This is a genomic window from Pseudomonas syringae pv. coryli str. NCPPB 4273 (assembly GCF_000972175.1).
Classification (GTDB): Bacteria; Pseudomonadota; Gammaproteobacteria; order Pseudomonadales; family Pseudomonadaceae; genus Aquipseudomonas; species Aquipseudomonas syringae.
This window is the reverse complement of record NZ_AWQP01000054.1, coordinates 52,152-69,028: the sequence shown is the minus strand read 5'-3', so window position 1 is coordinate 69,028 and position 16,877 is coordinate 52,152. Positions and strand designations below refer to the sequence as shown.

Here is a 16,877-nt window from a genome sequence, read left to right as displayed (position 1 = left end):
GATCAATAACTTGTCACTTTCGGTCATTGAGTGTGTGGCGGGATGCGTCTTTACTGTTGCCCATGAACCAGAGGACCCGCAGAGGTCCTTGCTATTCCGTGATTGACTCGATGGAGCTTCGCCATGACTGCTGCTCATTATCCGCACCTGCTGGCCCCGCTGGACCTGGGCTTCACGACCTTGCGCAACCGCACCCTGATGGGCTCGATGCACACCGGTCTTGAAGAGCGGCCGGGCGGCTTCGAGCGCATGGCGACCTATTTTGCCGAGCGCGCCCGTGGCGGGGTCGGGCTGATGGTCACCGGGGGCATCGCGCCCAACGAAGAGGGCGGTGTCTACGATGGCGCGGCAAAACTCACCAACGCCGAAGAAGCGGATCGCCATCGCATCGTGACGCGTGCGGTGCACGAGGCTGGCGGCAAGATCTGCCTGCAGATCCTCCATGCCGGTCGTTACGCCTACAGCCGCAAGCAGGTTGCGCCGAGCGCCATTCAGGCGCCGATCAACCCGTTTACGCCGCGAGAGCTGGACGAAGAAGGCATCGAAAAGCAGATCGCCGATTTCGTGACCTGTTCAACGCTGGCCCGCAGCGCCGGTTATGACGGTGTCGAAATCATGGGCTCGGAAGGCTACTTCATCAATCAGTTCCTGGCCGCGCACACCAACCACCGGACCGACCGTTGGGGCGGCAGCTATGAAAACCGTATGCGTCTGGCGATCGAGATCGTCAGGCGCGTGCGTGAAGCGGTCGGGGCGCACTTCATCATCATCTTTCGCCTGTCGATGCTCGACCTTGTGGAAGGCGGCAGCAGTTGGGAAGAAATCGTCGAGCTGGCCAAGGCGGTCGAACAGGCCGGTGCGACGCTGATCAACACCGGCATCGGCTGGCATGAAGCGCGCATTCCGACCATCGCCACCAAGGTGCCGCGCGCCGCGTTCAGCAAGGTCACTGCCAAACTGCGAGGCTCGGTGAGCATCCCGCTGATTACCACCAACCGCATCAATACCCCGGAAGTCGCCGAGCGCATTCTCAGCGAAGGTGATGCAGACATGGTCTCGATGGCTCGTCCGTTTCTGGCCGATCCCGAGTTCGTCAACAAGGCTGCTGCCGGCCATGCCGAACGCATCAACACCTGCATCGGCTGCAACCAGGCCTGCCTCGACCATACCTTCGGCGGCAAGCTGACCAGCTGTCTGGTCAATCCGCGTGCCTGTCACGAGACCGAGCTCAATTACCCGCCCACCCTGCAGGTCAGGAAAATTGCGGTAGTGGGCGCCGGTCCTGCGGGTCTGGCCGCGGCAACCGTTGCCGCACAGCGCGGGCATGAGGTGACGCTGTTTGATTCGGCCAGCGAAATCGGCGGCCAGTTCAATATCGCCAAGCGCGTGCCGGGCAAGGAGGAGTTTGCCGAAACCCTGCGTTACTTCCGCAACAAAGTGCAGGAGACCGGTGTTCAGTTGCGCCTCGGCAATCGGGTGAAGGCCGCAGACTTGCTGGGCGCAGGCTTTGACGAGGTGATTCTGGCGACCGGCATCGCGCCGCGCACGCCGGCCATCCCCGGCATCGATAACCCCATGGTGTTGAGCTATCTGGACGTCATATTGCAGCGCAAGCCGGTCGGGCGCCGCGTGGCAGTGATAGGTGCAGGTGGCATCGGTTTCGATGTGTCGGAATTTCTCGTGCACCAAGGCGTGGCCACCAGTCTGGATCGCGAGGCTTTCTGGAAAGAGTGGGGCATCGACACGACCTTGCAGGCTCGTGGCGGTGTCGCCGGGGTCAAGCCCGAAGTCCACGCGCCGGCACGCCAGGTGTTTCTCTTGCAGCGCAAGAGTTCCAAGGTCGGAGACGGCCTGGGCAAGACCACCGGCTGGATTCACCGCACGGGGCTCAAGAACAAACAGGTGCAGATGCTCAATGCCGTGCAGTACCTGAAAATCGACGATGCAGGGCTGCATATTCGCATTGGCGAAGATGGCGAGGAAAAGCTGCTGGCGGTGGATAACGTGGTGATCTGTGCCGGGCAGGACCCGTTACGCGAACTGTATGACGATCTGCTCAATGCCGGGCAAAGCGTGCACTTGATCGGCGGCGCGGATGTTGCCGCAGAGCTGGACGCCAAACGGGCTATTGACCAGGGCTCACGCCTGGCCGCTACCCTGTGACAGACAACGCCTGATCAAGGGTTTCGCAACTCAGCCTGCTGACCGGCGAAGACCCGGAAACGGCTTGGCTGTAAACTGCGGCGCATGATGCTCGATGCCCTTGGCTGGCAACCCACTGCTCCTCTTGAACGCTTGAACCTGCCCTGGCTGCAAAAAGCCAGGGTCGAGGTTGCGATCCTGCGCCTGGACCTCATCGACGCGCTGATCAGCGGCAACAAATGGTTCAAGCTCAGCGAGCACCTGAGCCTGGCTGTCGATTCGGGTGCCGAGGGATTGATCAGCCTTGGTGGTGCACACTCCAATCATCTGCATGCTCTGGCCGCAACAGGCAAACGCTTCGGTTTCCCGACGGTCGGCCTGTTGCGCGGTCATGCTCAGCAGACGCCGACGGTGCTCGATCTGCAGGCTTTCGGCATGCAACTGCACTGGCTGGGTTACGCCGGTTATCGCGAGCGGCATGCTACGGGCTTCTGGTTGCCGTGGCAGGCCCGCTATCCAGGTCTTTATCCGATTGCCGAAGGCGGTGGCGGGCTTGCCGGTGCGTTGGGGTGCGGTCGGCTGCGGGCAATGCTCGACGCGCAGCTCGCGCATCTGGGCTGGGACGATTACCACGGATGGTGGTTGGCAGCAGGCACCGGCACCACGCTGGCCGGCTTGCTGTTGGCAGAGGCGGGCGCCCGTCCGGTGTACGGAGCGATGGCTGTGCCCGAGGATCACGGGGTCGCGCCAAACATTATCGCGGTGCTGAATGAGGCTGCGCAGGCTCAGGCCGATGTCAAGCCGTGCTTGCCTCCCGGTTGTATTCTGCTCGATGCCAGCCGCGGCGGTTTTGCCAGAACCGACGCGGCGCTGCTCGACTTCATTGCCGGCAGCGAGGCACAGAGCGGCATACCTCTGGAACCGCTGTACACCGGCAAGGCGTTGCTGGCCCTGCATGATGAGGTGCTGGCCGGTCGTTTCGCGCCCGGCACGCGCCTGGTCTTCGTTCACACCGGAGGCCTTCAGGGACGACGCGCCATGTGCCTGTAAACCACGTGGCAGAGCCTTTGGCATGAATCCTGCGCAGTTCGATGACAAGACGTCGGCCCTGACTACGTGGATGACACTTCTGGAGAGGGGCATCCGGGTCGCTGTCTCGATAATCGATCCATTCCAGATCAAGACGCCGAGGCCCGCCATGACAACTACTACCGTAGAGCAAGTCGATCCTGCCACGCTGAAAAAAGTCATCGTTGCTGCGGCCATCGGCAACTTCGTCGAGTGGTTCGATTTTGCCGTGTATGGCTTTCTGGCGACGACGATCGCATTGCAGTTTTTCCCCTCCGGCGACAGCAGTGCAGCGTTGTTGAAAACCTTTGCCGTGTTCGCCGTGGCCTTCGCATTCAGACCGCTGGGCGGGATTTTCTTCGGCATGCTGGGTGACCGGATCGGGCGCAAGAAAACCCTGGCGATGACCATCCTGCTGATGGCCGGTGCAACCACACTGATCGGCCTGTTACCGACCTATGCCGCGATCGGTGTGATGGCGCCGGTGCTGCTGACCATCATTCGCTGTGCGCAGGGTTTCTCCGCCGGCGGGGAGTATGCCGGTGCCTGCGCCTACCTCATGGAACACGCACCACGCACGCAACGTGCCTGGTATGGCAGCTTCGTTCCGGTTTCGACGTTCTCCGCGTTCGCTGCCGCGGCAGTGGTGGCCTATGCGCTGGAGTCGTTTTTGTCGACTGAGGCCATGGGTAACTGGGGCTGGCGTCTGCCGTTTCTGATTGCTGCACCGCTTGGGCTGGTCGGGCTGTACCTGCGCTGGAAGCTCGATGAGACCCCGGCGTTTCAGGCGGTGGCTCAAGAGCACGCTGTTGCTCACTCGCCACTCAAGGACACCTTGCGCCATCATGCCGCCGCGATGTGCTGTCTGGGTGCATTCGTGTCATTAACGGCGTTGTCGTTCTACATGTTCACCACCTATTTCTCGACCTACCTGCAAGTGGCCGGTGGACTGAGCAGGGCAACGGCGCTGCTGGTCTCGTTGATCGCTCTGGCCTTCGCCGCCGCCCTCTGCCCACTGGCCGGTGCCTATTCGGACCGGGTAGGGCGCCGCGCCACCATGGCAACGGCCTGCATCCTGTTAATGGTCGTGGTGTTTCCGTCATTCCTGATGGCCAGCTCCGGCTCTTTCATCGCCTCGATCATCGGCGTCATGCTGCTCGCCGTGGGCGCAGTGCTATGCGGCGTGGTAACAGCGGCACTGCTGTCCGAAACCTTCCCCACCCGTACCCGCTACACCGCCTCGGCGATCACCTACAACATGGCCTACACCCTGTTCGGCGGCACCGCGCCGTTGATGGCAACCTGGCTGATCAGCATGACCGGCAGCAACCTGTCGCCCGCGTTCTACCTCATCGCCGTGGCAGCACTGGCAATGGCCGGCGGCATGGCCCTGCCGGAAACCTCGAAAATCTCGCTGCATGATGTACCTGTTGCAAGCGAGGAGCCGGTGGTGGGGTCAATTGCCTGAAGACTAGGGCCACAACATCGCTCACATCGCAGAACGCTGTGTGACGCGGAGCGTCACGAACTGCATTACCACGCGGAACGCTCATCTTTATACTTAAGTGCTGAAGAGCCGGGAGGACGGCGCTTTCAGGCTCCTGCCCGCAGAGCATGGGAGCAGACCGGGCGACGCTTCGCTTGTTCGCGAAGGCGTCGGTTCAGACGATGTATTTTCGGTGACTGTACCGGCGCTTTCGCGAACAAGTTCGCTCCCACGGCCTTCGGCCAGAATCAAAAACAGATGTGTGTATAACGCTGAGCGCGGAGCATCGGCACGATAGTCAGACACAGGAAAGAGCCATGCCCGGCAGAGCACTTTCCGACCCGTCAGCAAAAACGCAACAAAACGTGGCACAGTCGCCCCGAAAAATGGCACATTGGCGCGCCCCGGTACGCGTGACACATCTTGTAATCATCCGTACCGGGCGAACCGCGAACCCTTTTACGGATAAATACCATGGCGACCAGTGCTCCGCCCGCGACGGCGAAGGCCTCGACCACCCCTCAAGCCAGCCCGCTGGTGATGCGCATCATCGGCGCCGTTGCCCTCGCGCACCTGGTCAATGACCTGATTCAAGCCATCCTTCCGTCGATCTACCCCATGCTCAAGGCCAGCTACGACCTGAGCTTCACCCAGATCGGCCTGATTACCCTGACATTTCAGATCACAGCCTCGCTGCTGCAGCCCTGGGTCGGTTATTACACTGATCGCCATCCCAACCCGCTGGTACTGCCCGTCGGATCGATCTGCACGCTGATCGGCATCGTGATGATGTCGATGGTCGGCAGCTTCCCCTTGATCCTGCTGGCCGCCGCGTTGATCGGCATCGGCTCTTCGACGTTCCACCCGGAAGCCTCGCGTATCGCGCGACTTGCCTCCGGTGGTCGCTACGGGCTCGCGCAATCGACCTTTCAGGTCGGTGGCAATACAGGCACGGCGTTCGGGCCGTTGCTGGCGGCGGCGATCATCATCCCGTTCGGCCAGGGCAATGTCGCCTGGATTGGCCTGTTTGCATTGTTCTCGCTGGGGCTGCTGTACGCAATCAGCTGCTGGTATCGCGCGCACCTCAACCTGTTCAAGCTCAAGGCCGGTCAGGCCGCCACTCATGGTCTGTCCAGAAAGCGCGTGATCGCCTCGTTGGCAGTGCTGGCGTTTCTGGTGTTTTCCAAGTTCTTCTACATGACCAGCCTGACCAGCTATTTCACCTTCTACCTGATCGAGAAATTTGACCTGTCGGTTGCCAGCTCGCAATTGCACCTGTTCCTGTTTCTGGGCGCCGTGGCGGCGGGGACCTTTTTCGGCGGGCCGATCGGTGACCGCATTGGCCGCAAGGCGGTGATCTGGTTCTCGATTCTTGGTGCTGCGCCGTTCACCCTGGCGCTGCCCTATGCCGATCTGTTCTGGACCAGCGTACTCAGTGTGATCATTGGCTTTGTCCTGGCCTCGGCCTTTTCCGCCATCGTGGTCTACGCCCAGGAGCTGGTGCCTGGCAACGTGGGCATGATCGCCGGGCTGTTTTTCGGCCTGATGTTCGGCTTCGGCGGCATTGGCGCTGCCTTGCTCGGCTATCTGGCTGACAGCCACGGCATCCTGTTCGTCTACACGCTGTGCTCTTACCTGCCGCTGCTCGGCATCCTCGCGATTCTTCTGCCTCGGACCAAATAATGCTGATAGCAACGCTGATTTTCCTGTTCACCATCACGCTGGTCATCTGGCAACCCAAGGGTCTGGGCGTAGGCTGGAGCGCCGTACTCGGGGCAATCCTGGCGTTGCTGACAGGCGTCGTGCACGTCAGTGACATCGCTGTGGTGTGGGGCATCATCTGGAATGCCACGGCAACGTTCATTTCGCTGATCATCATCACGCTGCTGCTCGATGAAGCCGGTTTCTTTGCCTGGGCAGCGCTGCATGTGGCGCGCTGGGGCAAGGGCAACGGACGCCGTCTGTTTGCCCTGTTCGTGCTGTTCGGCGCGCTGGTATCCGCCTTGTTCGCCAACGATGGTGCCGTGCTGATCCTCACCCCGATCGTCATTGCCATGATGCTGGCGTTGCGCTTCTCGCCTGCCTCGACACTGGCGTTCGTCATGGCGGCCGGTTTCATCGCCGATACGGCCAGCCTGCCGCTGGTGGTCTCGAATCTGGTGAACATCGTGTCGGCGGATTACTTCAAGATCGGTTTCAACCGTTACGCAGCGGTCATGGTGCCGGTGAATCTGGCCAGTGTCGCCGCCACCCTGGCCGTGCTGATGTGGTACTTCCGTCGGGATATTCCCGCCGAGTTCGAGCCCGAGCAGCTGGACAAGCCGGAAACGGTTATCCATGACCGGGCCACGTTTCTGGCCGGTTGGGCGGTGCTGGTGATTTTGCTGTTGGGCTGTTTCGCCCTTGAGCCGCTGGGCATCCCGATCAGTGCGATCTCGTCGGTGTGCGCAGTGTTGCTGCTGGGCATCGCTGCCAAAGGGCATACGATCAAGACGCGCAAGGTGATGAAAGAAGCACCGTGGCACATCGTGGTCTTTTCGCTGGGCATGTACCTGGTGGTCTATGGCCTGCGTAACGCCGGGCTGACCGATTACCTGGCCAATCTGCTGGACTGGTTCGCGGGCTATGGCATCTGGGGCGCGGCGATGGGCACCGGTGTGATGACGGCGTTCCTGTCTTCGATCATGAACAACATGCCCACGGTACTCATCGGGCTGCTGTCCATCGACGCAAGTCATGCCAGCGGCGCCATCCAGGAAGCGATGATCTACGCCAACGTGATCGGCAGCGACCTCGGCCCGAAAATCACTCCCATCGGCAGCCTGGCCACGCTGCTTTGGCTGCATGTGCTGCAGCGCAAGGGCATCACTATCAGCTGGGGCTACTACTTCAAGGTCGGTATCGTGCTGACCGTGCCTGTCCTGCTGGTCACACTGGCTGCGCTGGCATTGCGGTTAAGTTGAGCGGATGACTGGTGTCGGCCAGGTTCGGCCACATGTCCGACACCAGAAACAGCCGCTCGGCTTCCTCCCAGTGGCCCTCTGCATTTTCCCTGAGGCGCACTAATAGCTGCGCCGGGGCCAGCGGGTCGAGTTCACTCAGCCATTCGTGCAACTGATGATCGCTCCACGCCTGATTGTAGAGTGCCGGCGCCAGCCAGGCATGGCGCGGCAGGGGCTGCCAGCGTCCAGGGTGGCTTTGCGCCTGAAACGACTTCCAGTCACGCTGATGCAGCCAGCGACCCTTAAGGTGCTGCGGATGAACGCCGGCGGGCGATTGGCATGAGCCTGGCCACGGATACAGCAGGTAGCCGCCCAGCCACAACCGCGCACTGAACGCCTCGACCCCCAGCGCTGCCAGCGTCGCACGGCTTTCCGGACGTGCCGACATCGGCAACTGATGCTGGCTCAGATGGGTCAGCTTGCGGTCCAGCCGGTCCTGACAGCCAGGCCCCAGCCAGTGCGCCGGATCGCTGCCATCACCGTCCTGCGGCCCCAGGTAGAGCTTGATCGCCAGCTCTACGTGGTGCACGCCGTCACCATCACGCAGCAGCATGTCCAGCTCGCCCAGCGTCTGGCTGCCAAGCTTGATCTGCAGGTTGGCGGCGATTATTTCCACCCCCGGCGCATGCTGTACGGCGAATTGCCAGAGCCGCTCGTAATAGCGCCCCAGTCTTCGTGCGCTGGCCTGCGCCAGCCAGTTTTCGAGCGGGCGGCTGTCGCTGTCCAGTTGCCAGAGAAAATCCGCCAGTTGCTGTGGGGCTTTTACCCAGTCGCTGCCCGCCAGTGGATGGCGCTGCGGCCAGGGTGCAGTTTCAAGCATGGGCGGCGCAAGGATCACCCAGGCAAGGTCGCGCACTTCGGGATGCCGCAATTGGCGGGGGAGATCGATCAGGCCGGGAAATAGAGTCATGCGCTGAGGATAGCGTGAGTCGCCGCTGACAGACAGGGTGTTCGGCAAGCGGCATATTCGCGGTGGTGTTTCTGCTTCGAAGACAACGTATGACGTATGACGTGCGACAGGATGTTCATCGAATAACGAAAGGTTATCGAAAACTATCAGTGGCCTTCTCTTTGTGCAAACTGTCATTCATATCCAGTATATTGTTTGCGTCAAACAATTCAGGCACTGTTCAATCATGTTCATTGGCCGGTCTGTCTCAATTGTGGTCACCTTGTGGTGAACGTCATTCAATCAGTCGGTCGACGCTTGGGCTGCTTAATTATAGGTGGTCTTCATGCGGCGGATAGTCGACTCGGCAAATCGGATGCCTGGAGTTTTCTATGAACGGTGACATGCAGACCCGGATAAAACAACTGCTCTCACCCGCCATTGCGCGCGTGCAATGTATTGCCATCGTTTGTTGGCTGGTTGTTCTGTCGTTCACGCCGTATCTGCAATTCGGTCTGCCGGAAATACTGCTGACCCTTGGCCTGCTGGGGGCGTGCGCCTGGCAATACCGTGCAGCCGACTTCCGGGTCTGGCGCTGTGTGGGCATGGCATTCGTGATCATTGTGGCACTGTGCTTTTCAAGGGCGGGCCATTTGCGCACCGGCACGGACATCAACTGGTCACTCTCGGTCGCCGTGATGATTATCCTGTGTTCGACATTGTTAGTGGTGTATACCCGGGATTATCTGCTGGTGGCGGTACTCGCCTGGTGTATTCTCTCTCCCGCGCAGGGGGTCGATACCGACAGTGTCGCGACTCTGTTCATGACGCTGTTCTTTATCACGTCGGTCAGTCTGGGCAGTGTGATGAATCATACTTACACGCGCACACTTCGTACGGTATTGAGTCTGGAACATCAGTTTCGCGAACTGTCGCTGACCGATGACCTGACCGCTATATTGAATCGCCGGGCACTGATGCAGGCACTGGATAATCATGTGCTGAATAACTCGGCCGGTTATTTTCTGATGCTCGACATTGATGACTTCAAAACAATCAATGATCAATTCGGCCACGACGCCGGTGATCAGGCACTTCGCGTGATGGCTGGTTGCTTGCAAAAGACCGTGGGCAGTCTCGCCTTCGGACGAATGGGCGGAGAGGAGTTCGGCGTGATCCTGCCAATGTGCAGCGAAGATGATGCTCGGGATTATGTGTTGAACCTGCTGGAGTGCATCAGAAAAGCCCTCGCTGTCAGCCCGCTGACCTGCAGTGCCGGGCTGGCAGACATCCCTGCGGCAGCGGACAGCTCGGAAGTGCTCAAGACTGCCGACATCAATTTGTATCAGGCCAAGCGGGGCGGCAAGGACCGGGCATTCTGGCGAGGTGCGCAGATAGGCGGCCATCAGGCGGGCGGCATCAGTATGGAATGCGATAAAACCCGCGCCCTGACACGGTAGGCGGGCATCGGACTTTATCGCGCTGCCCGTACCCTGTTGCAAGGTCCGCGAAATCCTTTTTAAACCCCGGTTTGCTGCGATCAGGCCCTTTCGCCCATAATCACGTTTTTAAAGTCGTCTCGAACCCGCAGCAGGAGCCTCATGGAGCAATTTCGCAATATCGGCATCATCGGTCGCCTGGGCAGTGTTCAGGTGCTCGAGACCGTTCGCCGACTCAAGAGATTCCTGCTGGACCGCCACCTGCACGTCATTCTCGAAGAGACGATCGCCGAGGTCCTGCCCGGTCATGGCCTGCAGACCTCATCGCGCAAGATGCTCGGCGAGGTCTGCGACATGGTCATTGTGGTCGGCGGCGACGGCAGCCTGCTGGGCGCGGCGCGGGCACTGGCCCGGCATAACGTTCCGGTGCTGGGCATCAACCGTGGCAGCCTGGGCTTTCTGACCGACATCCGCCCCGACGAGCTGGAGGTCAAATGCGCCGAAGTGCTCGACGGGCATTACCTGGTTGAAAACCGCTTCCTGCTCCAGGCCGAAGTGCGTCGCCACGGCGAGGCCATCGGTCAGGGCGATGCGCTCAACGACGTGGTGCTGCACCCCGGCAAGTCCACGCGCATGATCGAGTTCGAGATCTACATCGACGGTCAGTTCGTGTGCAGTCAGAAGGCCGACGGCCTGATCGTCGCCACGCCGACCGGCTCGACGGCCTACGCGCTGTCGGCAGGCGGGCCGATCATGCACCCCAAGCTCGACGCCATCGTCATCGTGCCGATGTACCCGCATACCTTGTCCGGGCGGCCCATCGTGGTCGACGGCAACAGCGAGCTGAAAATCGTGGTGTCCAAGGACATGACCATTTACCCGCAAGTGTCGTGCGACGGTCAGAATCACTTCACCTGTGCGCCGGGTGACACCATTACGGTCAGCAAGAAGCCGCAGAAACTGCGGCTGATCCATCCGTTGGATCACAACTATTACGAGGTTTGCCGCACCAAACTCGGCTGGGGCAGCAAGCTCGGCGGCGGGGGCGATTAATGCTCGATCCGGCGCGTGGCTATGATCTGATCGGTGACGTGCACGGGTGTGCCCATACCCTCGAGCACTTGCTGGAGCTTCTCGGTTACCGTCTGCAGGCTGGCGTGTGGCGCCATCCCGAGCGCATCGTCATTTTCCTCGGCGACATCATCGACCGCGGCCCGCGTATTCGCGAATCGCTGCACATCGTCCGCGACATGGTTCAGGCCGGTCAGGCGTTGTGCATCATGGGCAACCACGAGTTCAACGCGCTGGGCTGGGTGACACCGGCCCTGTCCGAAAGCGGTCACCAGTTCGTGCGCGAGCACACCCCGCGTCATGCGCGGCTGATCGGCGAGACCCTGGCACAGTTCGAGCAGTATCCGGATGAGTGGAGCGAGTTCGTCAACTGGTTCTACGAGCTACCGCTGTACCTCGATGCCGGTCGCTTCAGGGTCGTGCATGCCTGCTGGGATGCGACCCTGATCGATCCGCTGCGGGGCCTGCATGGCACGGGGTGTATCGACAAGCATTTCGTTCAGGCGTCGGCAGTGCCCGGCAGTTTCGCCAGTAATGTCTTCAACCGTCTGCTGCGTGGCACCGACATGCGCCTGCCGCATGGCCTGACCCTGACTGGCGGTGATGGGCTGACCCGCGAATTCTTCCGCACCAAGTTCTGGGAGGATGATCCGCAGACCTACGGCGACGTGGTCTTTCAGCCGGACGCCTTGCCCGAAGGGGTCGCCAAGACGCCGCTGTCCACGTCGGAAAAAAACGCCTTGCTGCGGTATGGCATCAATGAGCCGCTGCTGTTTGTCGGTCATTACTGGCGTAGCGGCATCCCTGCGCCTATCCGGCCGAACCTGGCCTGCCTGGATTACAGCGCCGTGCTCTACGGCAAACTGGTCGCCTATCGGCTGGACCAGGAAACACAGATCGATCCGGACAAATTCGTCTGGGTCGACGTGCAGCGTCCCGAGGTTTGAGAATGAGTCCTGTAGCTGTCCTGCGTTTGCCGCTGACCACCGACCTGAGCGGTTTTGTCAGGCTGTTGCTGCGCTTGCAGATCCCTCACCGGGTCAGTGAAGAGGCTGGCGAGCAAGTCCTGTGGGTGCCGGACGCGCCGCGACTGGTCGAAGAAGTACGCGAGTTGTACACGCGCTTTCCCGAAGGTGACGAGCACGTGCAACTGACGCAAGACAGCGGAAGCGTCACCTACAAGCCGCCCGGCCTGATCGAGCAGTTACGCAGCAGTCCGGTGACGGCCCTGGTGTTGCTGGTCACCTTGCTGGTGGCCGGTCTGACGCTGCTGGGCGATAACCTCGAAGCCGTCCGCTGGCTGACCTTTCAGGATTTTCGCATCAATGGCGAGTACGCAACGTTTTTGCCGTTGTCCGAAAGCCTCGCGTCCGGACAGTGGTGGCGGATCATCTCGCCCATGCTGATCCACTTCGGCATCCTGCACCTGGCCATGAACGGCATGTGGTTCTGGGAGCTGGGGCGGCGGATCGAAATTCGTCAGGGCAGCCTGTCGCTGCTGTTGCTGACCTTGCTGTTTTCGGCGGTTTCAAATTATGTGCAATACCTGTTCAGCGGCCCAAGCCTGTTTGGCGGACTGTCCGGGGTGCTGTATGGCCTGCTCGGGCATTGCTGGATTTTCCAGATGCTGGCGCCCAACCCGGTCTACCGCCTGCCGCGCGGCGTGTTGATCATGATGCTGGTCTGGCTGGCGCTGTGCCTGTCCGGGCTGGTGAGCATGCTCGGCTTCGGCGAAATCGCCAACGGTGCGCATGTCGGCGGGCTGATCATCGGTTGTGTCACCGGGCTGCTGGGTGGTGCGATTGCGCGCCGCAAGGCCTAGAATTACCCGCTATTTTCTGGAGTGCGCCATGTCGTCTTTTATAGAAATGATCGAAAACATCACCCCGGATATCTACGAGAGCCTGAAACTGGCGGTGGAAATCGGCAAATGGTCCGACGGTCGCAAGCTCACTCAGGAACAACGTGAGCTGTCCCTGCAGGCGCTGATCGCCTGGGAAGCGCAGAACCTGCCGGAAGACCAGCGCACCGGCTACATGGGGCCGCAGGAATGCGCCTCCAAATCGGCCCCGGTGCCCAATATCCTGTTCAAATCGGATGCTATTCATTGATCGAAATTGGTCGCGGAGCAGTCAACAAAATGTCGGCGCGTCAGGACGACACGTCGTGTGTGCAATACGCTTTTCGCCTCGGTGAGACCGAGATCGCGGTCAACCCGCTGATCGGCAAGACGCTGCGTCTGGAGTTTCTCGGCGCCATTCATTGCAGTCATTGCGGGCGCAAGACCAAGTCCAGCTACAGCCAGGGTTACTGCTACCCGTGCATGCTCAAGCTGGCGCAGTGCGACCTGTGCATCATGAGCCCGGAGAAATGCCATCACGATCAAGGCACTTGCCGTGATCCGGCGTGGGGCGAGCAGTTCTGCATGACCGATCACATCGTTTACCTGGCCAATTCGTCAGGCGTGAAGGTCGGCATTACCCGCTCAACGCAGTTGCCGACCCGCTGGCTGGATCAGGGCGCAAGCCAGGCACTGCCGATCCTGCGCGTGGCAACCCGTCAACAGTCCGGCTTCGTCGAAGACCTGCTGCGCAGCCAGGTGGCCGATCGCACCAACTGGCGTGCCTTGCTCAAGGGCGACGCTCAACCTGTCGACCTCAAGGCCATTCGCCAGGAGCTGTTCGACAGTTGCGGCGCAGGGCTGCTGGGATTGCAAGAACGATTCGGGCTGCAGGCCATCCAATTGCTACATGACGCCGAGCCTGTCGAGTTTCGTTACCCGGTCGAGGCGTATCCGACCAAGATTGTCAGCTTCAATCTGGACAAGAACCCGATTGCCGAAGGCACGCTGCTGGGGATCAAGGGCCAATACCTGATTTTCGACACGGGCGTGATCAATATTCGCAAGTACACGGCCTATCAGCTGGCCGTGCATCAGTAGAAGGATTCCAGCATGCGCACCGAACAACCGAAAATGATCTACCTGAAGGATTACCAGGCTCCCGAGTACCTCATTGATGAGACGAACCTGACCTTCGAACTGTTCGACGACCACTCGCTGGTCCACGCGCAGCTGGTCATGCGCCGCAACCCCGAGCGTGGCGCAGGCCTGCCACCGCTGGTGCTCGACGGTCAGCATCTGGAACTGGTTTCGGTCAAGCTGAGCGATGTCGAGCTGAGCGCTGCGGATTATCAGCTGACCGACGACCATCTGACCCTGCACCCACAGGCTGACAGTTTTACAGTCGACAGCACCGTGCGCATCCATCCGGAATCCAACACCGCACTGGAAGGGCTGTACAAGTCCAGCGGCATGTTCTGCACCCAGTGCGAGGCCGAGGGCTTTCGCAAGATCACCTATTACCTCGACCGTCCTGACGTGATGAGCAAGTTCACCACCACCGTCAGCGCCGACAAGCAGGATTTCCCGATCCTGCTGTCCAACGGCAACCCGGTGGCCAGCGGCGAAGAAGGGGGTGGCCGGCACTGGGCGACGTGGGAAGATCCGTTCATGAAACCGGCCTACCTGTTTGCGCTGGTGGCCGGTGATCTGTGGTGTATCGAAGACACATTCACCACCATGAGTGAGCGGAACGTGACCCTGCGCATCTACGTCGAGCCAGAAAACGTCGACAAGTGCCAGCACGCCATGACCAGCCTGAAAAAGTCCATGCGCTGGGACGAAGAGACCTACGGTCGCGAGTACGACCTGGACATCTTCATGATTGTCGCGGTCAACGACTTCAACATGGGCGCGATGGAAAACAAGGGCCTCAACATCTTCAACTCCAGCGCCGTGCTGGCGCGCGCCGAGACGGCGACCGATGCCGCACACCAGCGTGTCGAAGCGATCGTCGCCCACGAATACTTCCACAACTGGTCGGGCAACCGCGTGACCTGCCGTGACTGGTTCCAGCTGTCGCTCAAGGAAGGCTTCACCGTGTACCGCGACGCCGGTTTCTCGGCCGACATGAACTCGGCCACGGTCAAGCGTATTCAGGACGTTGCCTACCTGCGTACCCACCAGTTCGCCGAAGACGCAGGCCCGATGGCGCACGCCGTGCGCCCGGACAGCTTTATCGAAATCTCCAACTTCTACACCCTGACCGTGTACGAAAAGGGCTCGGAAGTGGTCGGCATGCTTCACACCCTGCTGGGGGCTGAAGGATTCCGCAAGGGCAGCGATCTGTATTTCGAGCGCCACGACGGCCAGGCCGTGACCTGCGACGACTTCATCAAGGCCATGGAAGACGCCAATGGCGTCGATCTGACCCAGTTCAAGCGCTGGTACAGCCAGGCGGGCACGCCACGTCTGGCGGTCAGCGAGTCGTACGACGCTGCAGCTAAAACCTACAGCCTGACCTTCCGCCAGAGCTGCCCGACCACACCAGGCCAGCCTGGCGACCAGAAGCAACCCTTCGTGATCCCGGTCGAACTGGGGCTGCTGGACAGCAAGGGTGGCGAGATTGCCCTGCGTCTGGCGAACGAAACGACGGCGACCGGCACCACGCGGGTATTGTCGGTTACCGAAACCGAGCAGACCTTCACCTTCGTCGATGTAGCCGAAAAGCCGCTGCCTTCGCTGCTGCGCGGCTTCTCTGCACCGGTCAAGCTGAGCTTCCCGTATGACCGCGACCAACTGATGTTCCTGATGCAGCACGACAGCGACGGTTTCAATCGCTGGGATGCCGGTCAGCAGTTGTCGGTTCAGGTGTTGCAGGAACTGATCGGCCAGCATCAGCAAGGCCAGCCACTGGTCATGGATCAGCGTCTGATTACCGCACTGGGCGCCGTGCTGGCGGATGATCATCTGGATCAGGCGATGGTCGCGGAAATGCTTTCGTTGCCGGGCGAGGCTTATCTGGCAGAAATCAGCGAAGTGGCCGATGTCGATGCCATTCACGCCGCTCGCGATTTTGCCCGTCAGCAGTTGGCAGAGGGGCTGTTCGATGGGCTGCTGGCGCGCTATCAGGCCAACCGTGAAGTGTCGAAGGTCACGCCTTATGTGGCCGAAGCCGCACACTTTGCCCGTCGTGCCCTGCAGAACATCGCGCTGTCTTACCTGATGCTCAGCGGCAAGCCGGAGGTGCTGGCAGCCACCATTGATCAGTTCGATACCAGCGACAACATGACCGAGCGTCTGACTGCGCTGGCCGTGCTGGTCAATTCGCCGTTCACTGCCGAGCGCGACAAGGCGCTCGCCGTGTTTGCCGAGAACTTCAAGAGCAATGCACTGGTCATGGATCAGTGGTTCAGCGTCCAGGCGGCAAGCACCCTGCCGGGCGGCCTGCAGCGCGTGCAGGAACTGATGAAGCACCCGGCCTTCAGCATCAAGAACCCGAACAAGGTGCGTGCCTTGATCGGTGCCTTCGCCGGGCAGAACCTGGTCAACTTCCACGCGGCCGATGGCTCCGGCTATCGCTTCCTGGCGGACCTGGTCATCGAGCTGAACGCGCTGAATCCGCAGATCGCTTCGCGTCAGTTGGCACCACTGACCCGCTGGCGCAAATACGACAGCGCCCGTCAGGCACTGATGAAAGCCGAGCTGGAGCGCATCCTCGCCTCCGGCAAACTGTCTGCGGACGTGTATGAAGTGGTGAGCAAAAGCCTGGCGGAATGAGGGTTGATGCCATGCTGAGTGCGTGATGGGCGCTCAGAAGGAAGGCGCTATCTGCTGACGTGGATAGCGCCTTTTTTGATTCGCGTGCCAATGCTCGAAGCGTTCATCGCAATACGCCAATCTCGTGGGAGCTTGCTCGCGAAGGTGCCGGTACAGTCCA

The 16,877-nt window shown here is 60.7% G+C and carries 13 protein-coding genes; 12 read left to right on the top strand and 1 reads right to left on the bottom strand.

Translation table 11 applies throughout. The features are described from left to right. The first annotated feature begins 123 nt into the window (after window positions 1-123). The 5 genes from P406_RS21220 to P406_RS21200 all read left to right on the top strand — a co-directional run bounded on the left by P406_RS21220 (window position 124) and on the right by P406_RS21200 (window position 7,659). Complete coding sequence (locus tag P406_RS21220) at window positions 124-2,163, top strand: NADPH-dependent 2,4-dienoyl-CoA reductase (protein ID WP_046237292.1); 2,040 nt, start codon at window positions 124-126, stop codon at window positions 2,161-2,163. A gap of 84 nt (window positions 2,164-2,247) precedes the next feature. Further along, the gene (locus P406_RS21215) at window positions 2,248-3,192 is read left to right on the top strand and encodes a 1-aminocyclopropane-1-carboxylate deaminase/D-cysteine desulfhydrase (RefSeq protein WP_046237291.1); all 945 of its coding nucleotides are present in this window, start codon (window positions 2,248-2,250) and stop codon (window positions 3,190-3,192) included. Between the two features lie 148 nt (window positions 3,193-3,340). Beyond that, window positions 3,341-4,678: an MFS transporter gene (locus tag P406_RS21210; RefSeq protein WP_046237302.1), complete on the top strand. Its 1,338-nt coding sequence runs from the start codon at window positions 3,341-3,343 to the stop codon at window positions 4,676-4,678. Between the two features lie 492 nt (window positions 4,679-5,170). Continuing rightward, window positions 5,171-6,379 carry an MFS transporter gene (locus P406_RS21205; protein ID WP_046237290.1) on the top strand — a complete coding sequence of 403 codons (1,209 nt, stop codon included), beginning with the start codon at window positions 5,171-5,173 and terminating at the stop codon, window positions 6,377-6,379. Continuing rightward, complete coding sequence (locus P406_RS21200) at window positions 6,379-7,659, top strand: arsenic transporter (RefSeq protein ID WP_046237289.1); 1,281 nt, start codon at window positions 6,379-6,381, stop codon at window positions 7,657-7,659. The genes P406_RS21205 and P406_RS21200 overlap by 1 nt, the downstream gene beginning before the upstream one ends. Here the strand turns inward: P406_RS21200 and P406_RS21195 are convergent. Further along, window positions 7,625-8,608, bottom strand: coding sequence for a DUF1853 family protein (locus tag P406_RS21195; RefSeq protein ID WP_046237301.1), 984 nt, complete (start codon window positions 8,606-8,608; stop codon window positions 7,625-7,627). The genes P406_RS21200 and P406_RS21195 overlap by 35 nt on opposite strands. Window positions 8,609-8,979: 371 nt before the next feature. Here P406_RS21195 and P406_RS21190 point away from each other — a divergent pair, with 371 nt between their 5' ends. The 7 genes from P406_RS21190 (at window position 8,980) to pepN (ending at window position 16,717) form a co-directional block, all read left to right on the top strand. Further along, on the top strand, window positions 8,980-10,047 hold the full coding sequence (locus P406_RS21190) for a GGDEF domain-containing protein (RefSeq protein ID WP_003409649.1): 1,068 nt from the start codon (window positions 8,980-8,982) through the stop codon (window positions 10,045-10,047). Between the two features lie 141 nt (window positions 10,048-10,188). Next, entirely contained in the window at window positions 10,189-11,079 is an 891-nt protein-coding gene (locus P406_RS21185) for an NAD(+) kinase (RefSeq protein ID WP_003409651.1), read from the top strand. Then, window positions 11,079-12,044, top strand: coding sequence for a metallophosphoesterase (locus P406_RS21180; RefSeq protein ID WP_003409653.1), 966 nt, complete (start codon window positions 11,079-11,081; stop codon window positions 12,042-12,044). The genes P406_RS21185 and P406_RS21180 overlap by 1 nt, the downstream gene beginning before the upstream one ends. Window positions 12,045-12,046: 2 nt before the next feature. Continuing rightward, a complete protein-coding gene (locus P406_RS21175) occupies window positions 12,047-12,919 on the top strand; it encodes a rhomboid family intramembrane serine protease (protein WP_003415704.1) in 873 nt (290 codons plus the stop codon). Window positions 12,920-12,947: 28 nt separating this feature from the next. Further along, on the top strand, window positions 12,948-13,208 hold the full coding sequence (locus tag P406_RS21170) for a YeaC family protein (RefSeq protein WP_003368468.1): 261 nt from the start codon (window positions 12,948-12,950) through the stop codon (window positions 13,206-13,208). Further along, a complete protein-coding gene (locus P406_RS21165) occupies window positions 13,205-14,038 on the top strand; it encodes a DUF2797 domain-containing protein (RefSeq protein ID WP_024639083.1) in 834 nt (277 codons plus the stop codon). The genes P406_RS21170 and P406_RS21165 overlap by 4 nt, the downstream gene beginning before the upstream one ends. Window positions 14,039-14,050: 12 nt before the next feature. Next, the gene (gene pepN, locus P406_RS21160) at window positions 14,051-16,717 is read left to right on the top strand and encodes an aminopeptidase N (protein WP_046237288.1); all 2,667 of its coding nucleotides are present in this window, start codon (window positions 14,051-14,053) and stop codon (window positions 16,715-16,717) included. The last annotated feature ends 160 nt before the right edge of the window (window positions 16,718-16,877 follow it).

Coding starts and splice junctions, on each gene's coding strand:
- pepN (WP_046237288.1), top strand. CDS start 14,051: ATGCGCACCGAACAACCGAAAATGATCTACCTGAAGGATTACCAGGCT.
- P406_RS21170 (WP_003368468.1), top strand. CDS start 12,948: ATGTCGTCTTTTATAGAAATGATCGAAAACATCACCCCGGATATCTAC.
- P406_RS21205 (WP_046237290.1), top strand. CDS start 5,171: ATGGCGACCAGTGCTCCGCCCGCGACGGCGAAGGCCTCGACCACCCCT.
- P406_RS21195 (WP_046237301.1), bottom strand. CDS start 8,608: ATGACTCTATTTCCCGGCCTGATCGATCTCCCCCGCCAATTGCGGCAT.
- P406_RS21185 (WP_003409651.1), top strand. CDS start 10,189: ATGGAGCAATTTCGCAATATCGGCATCATCGGTCGCCTGGGCAGTGTT.
- P406_RS21220 (WP_046237292.1), top strand. CDS start 124: ATGACTGCTGCTCATTATCCGCACCTGCTGGCCCCGCTGGACCTGGGC.
- P406_RS21200 (WP_046237289.1), top strand. CDS start 6,379: ATGCTGATAGCAACGCTGATTTTCCTGTTCACCATCACGCTGGTCATC.
- P406_RS21175 (WP_003415704.1), top strand. CDS start 12,047: ATGAGTCCTGTAGCTGTCCTGCGTTTGCCGCTGACCACCGACCTGAGC.
- P406_RS21210 (WP_046237302.1), top strand. CDS start 3,341: ATGACAACTACTACCGTAGAGCAAGTCGATCCTGCCACGCTGAAAAAA.
- P406_RS21190 (WP_003409649.1), top strand. CDS start 8,980: ATGAACGGTGACATGCAGACCCGGATAAAACAACTGCTCTCACCCGCC.
- P406_RS21215 (WP_046237291.1), top strand. CDS start 2,248: ATGATGCTCGATGCCCTTGGCTGGCAACCCACTGCTCCTCTTGAACGC.
- P406_RS21180 (WP_003409653.1), top strand. CDS start 11,079: ATGCTCGATCCGGCGCGTGGCTATGATCTGATCGGTGACGTGCACGGG.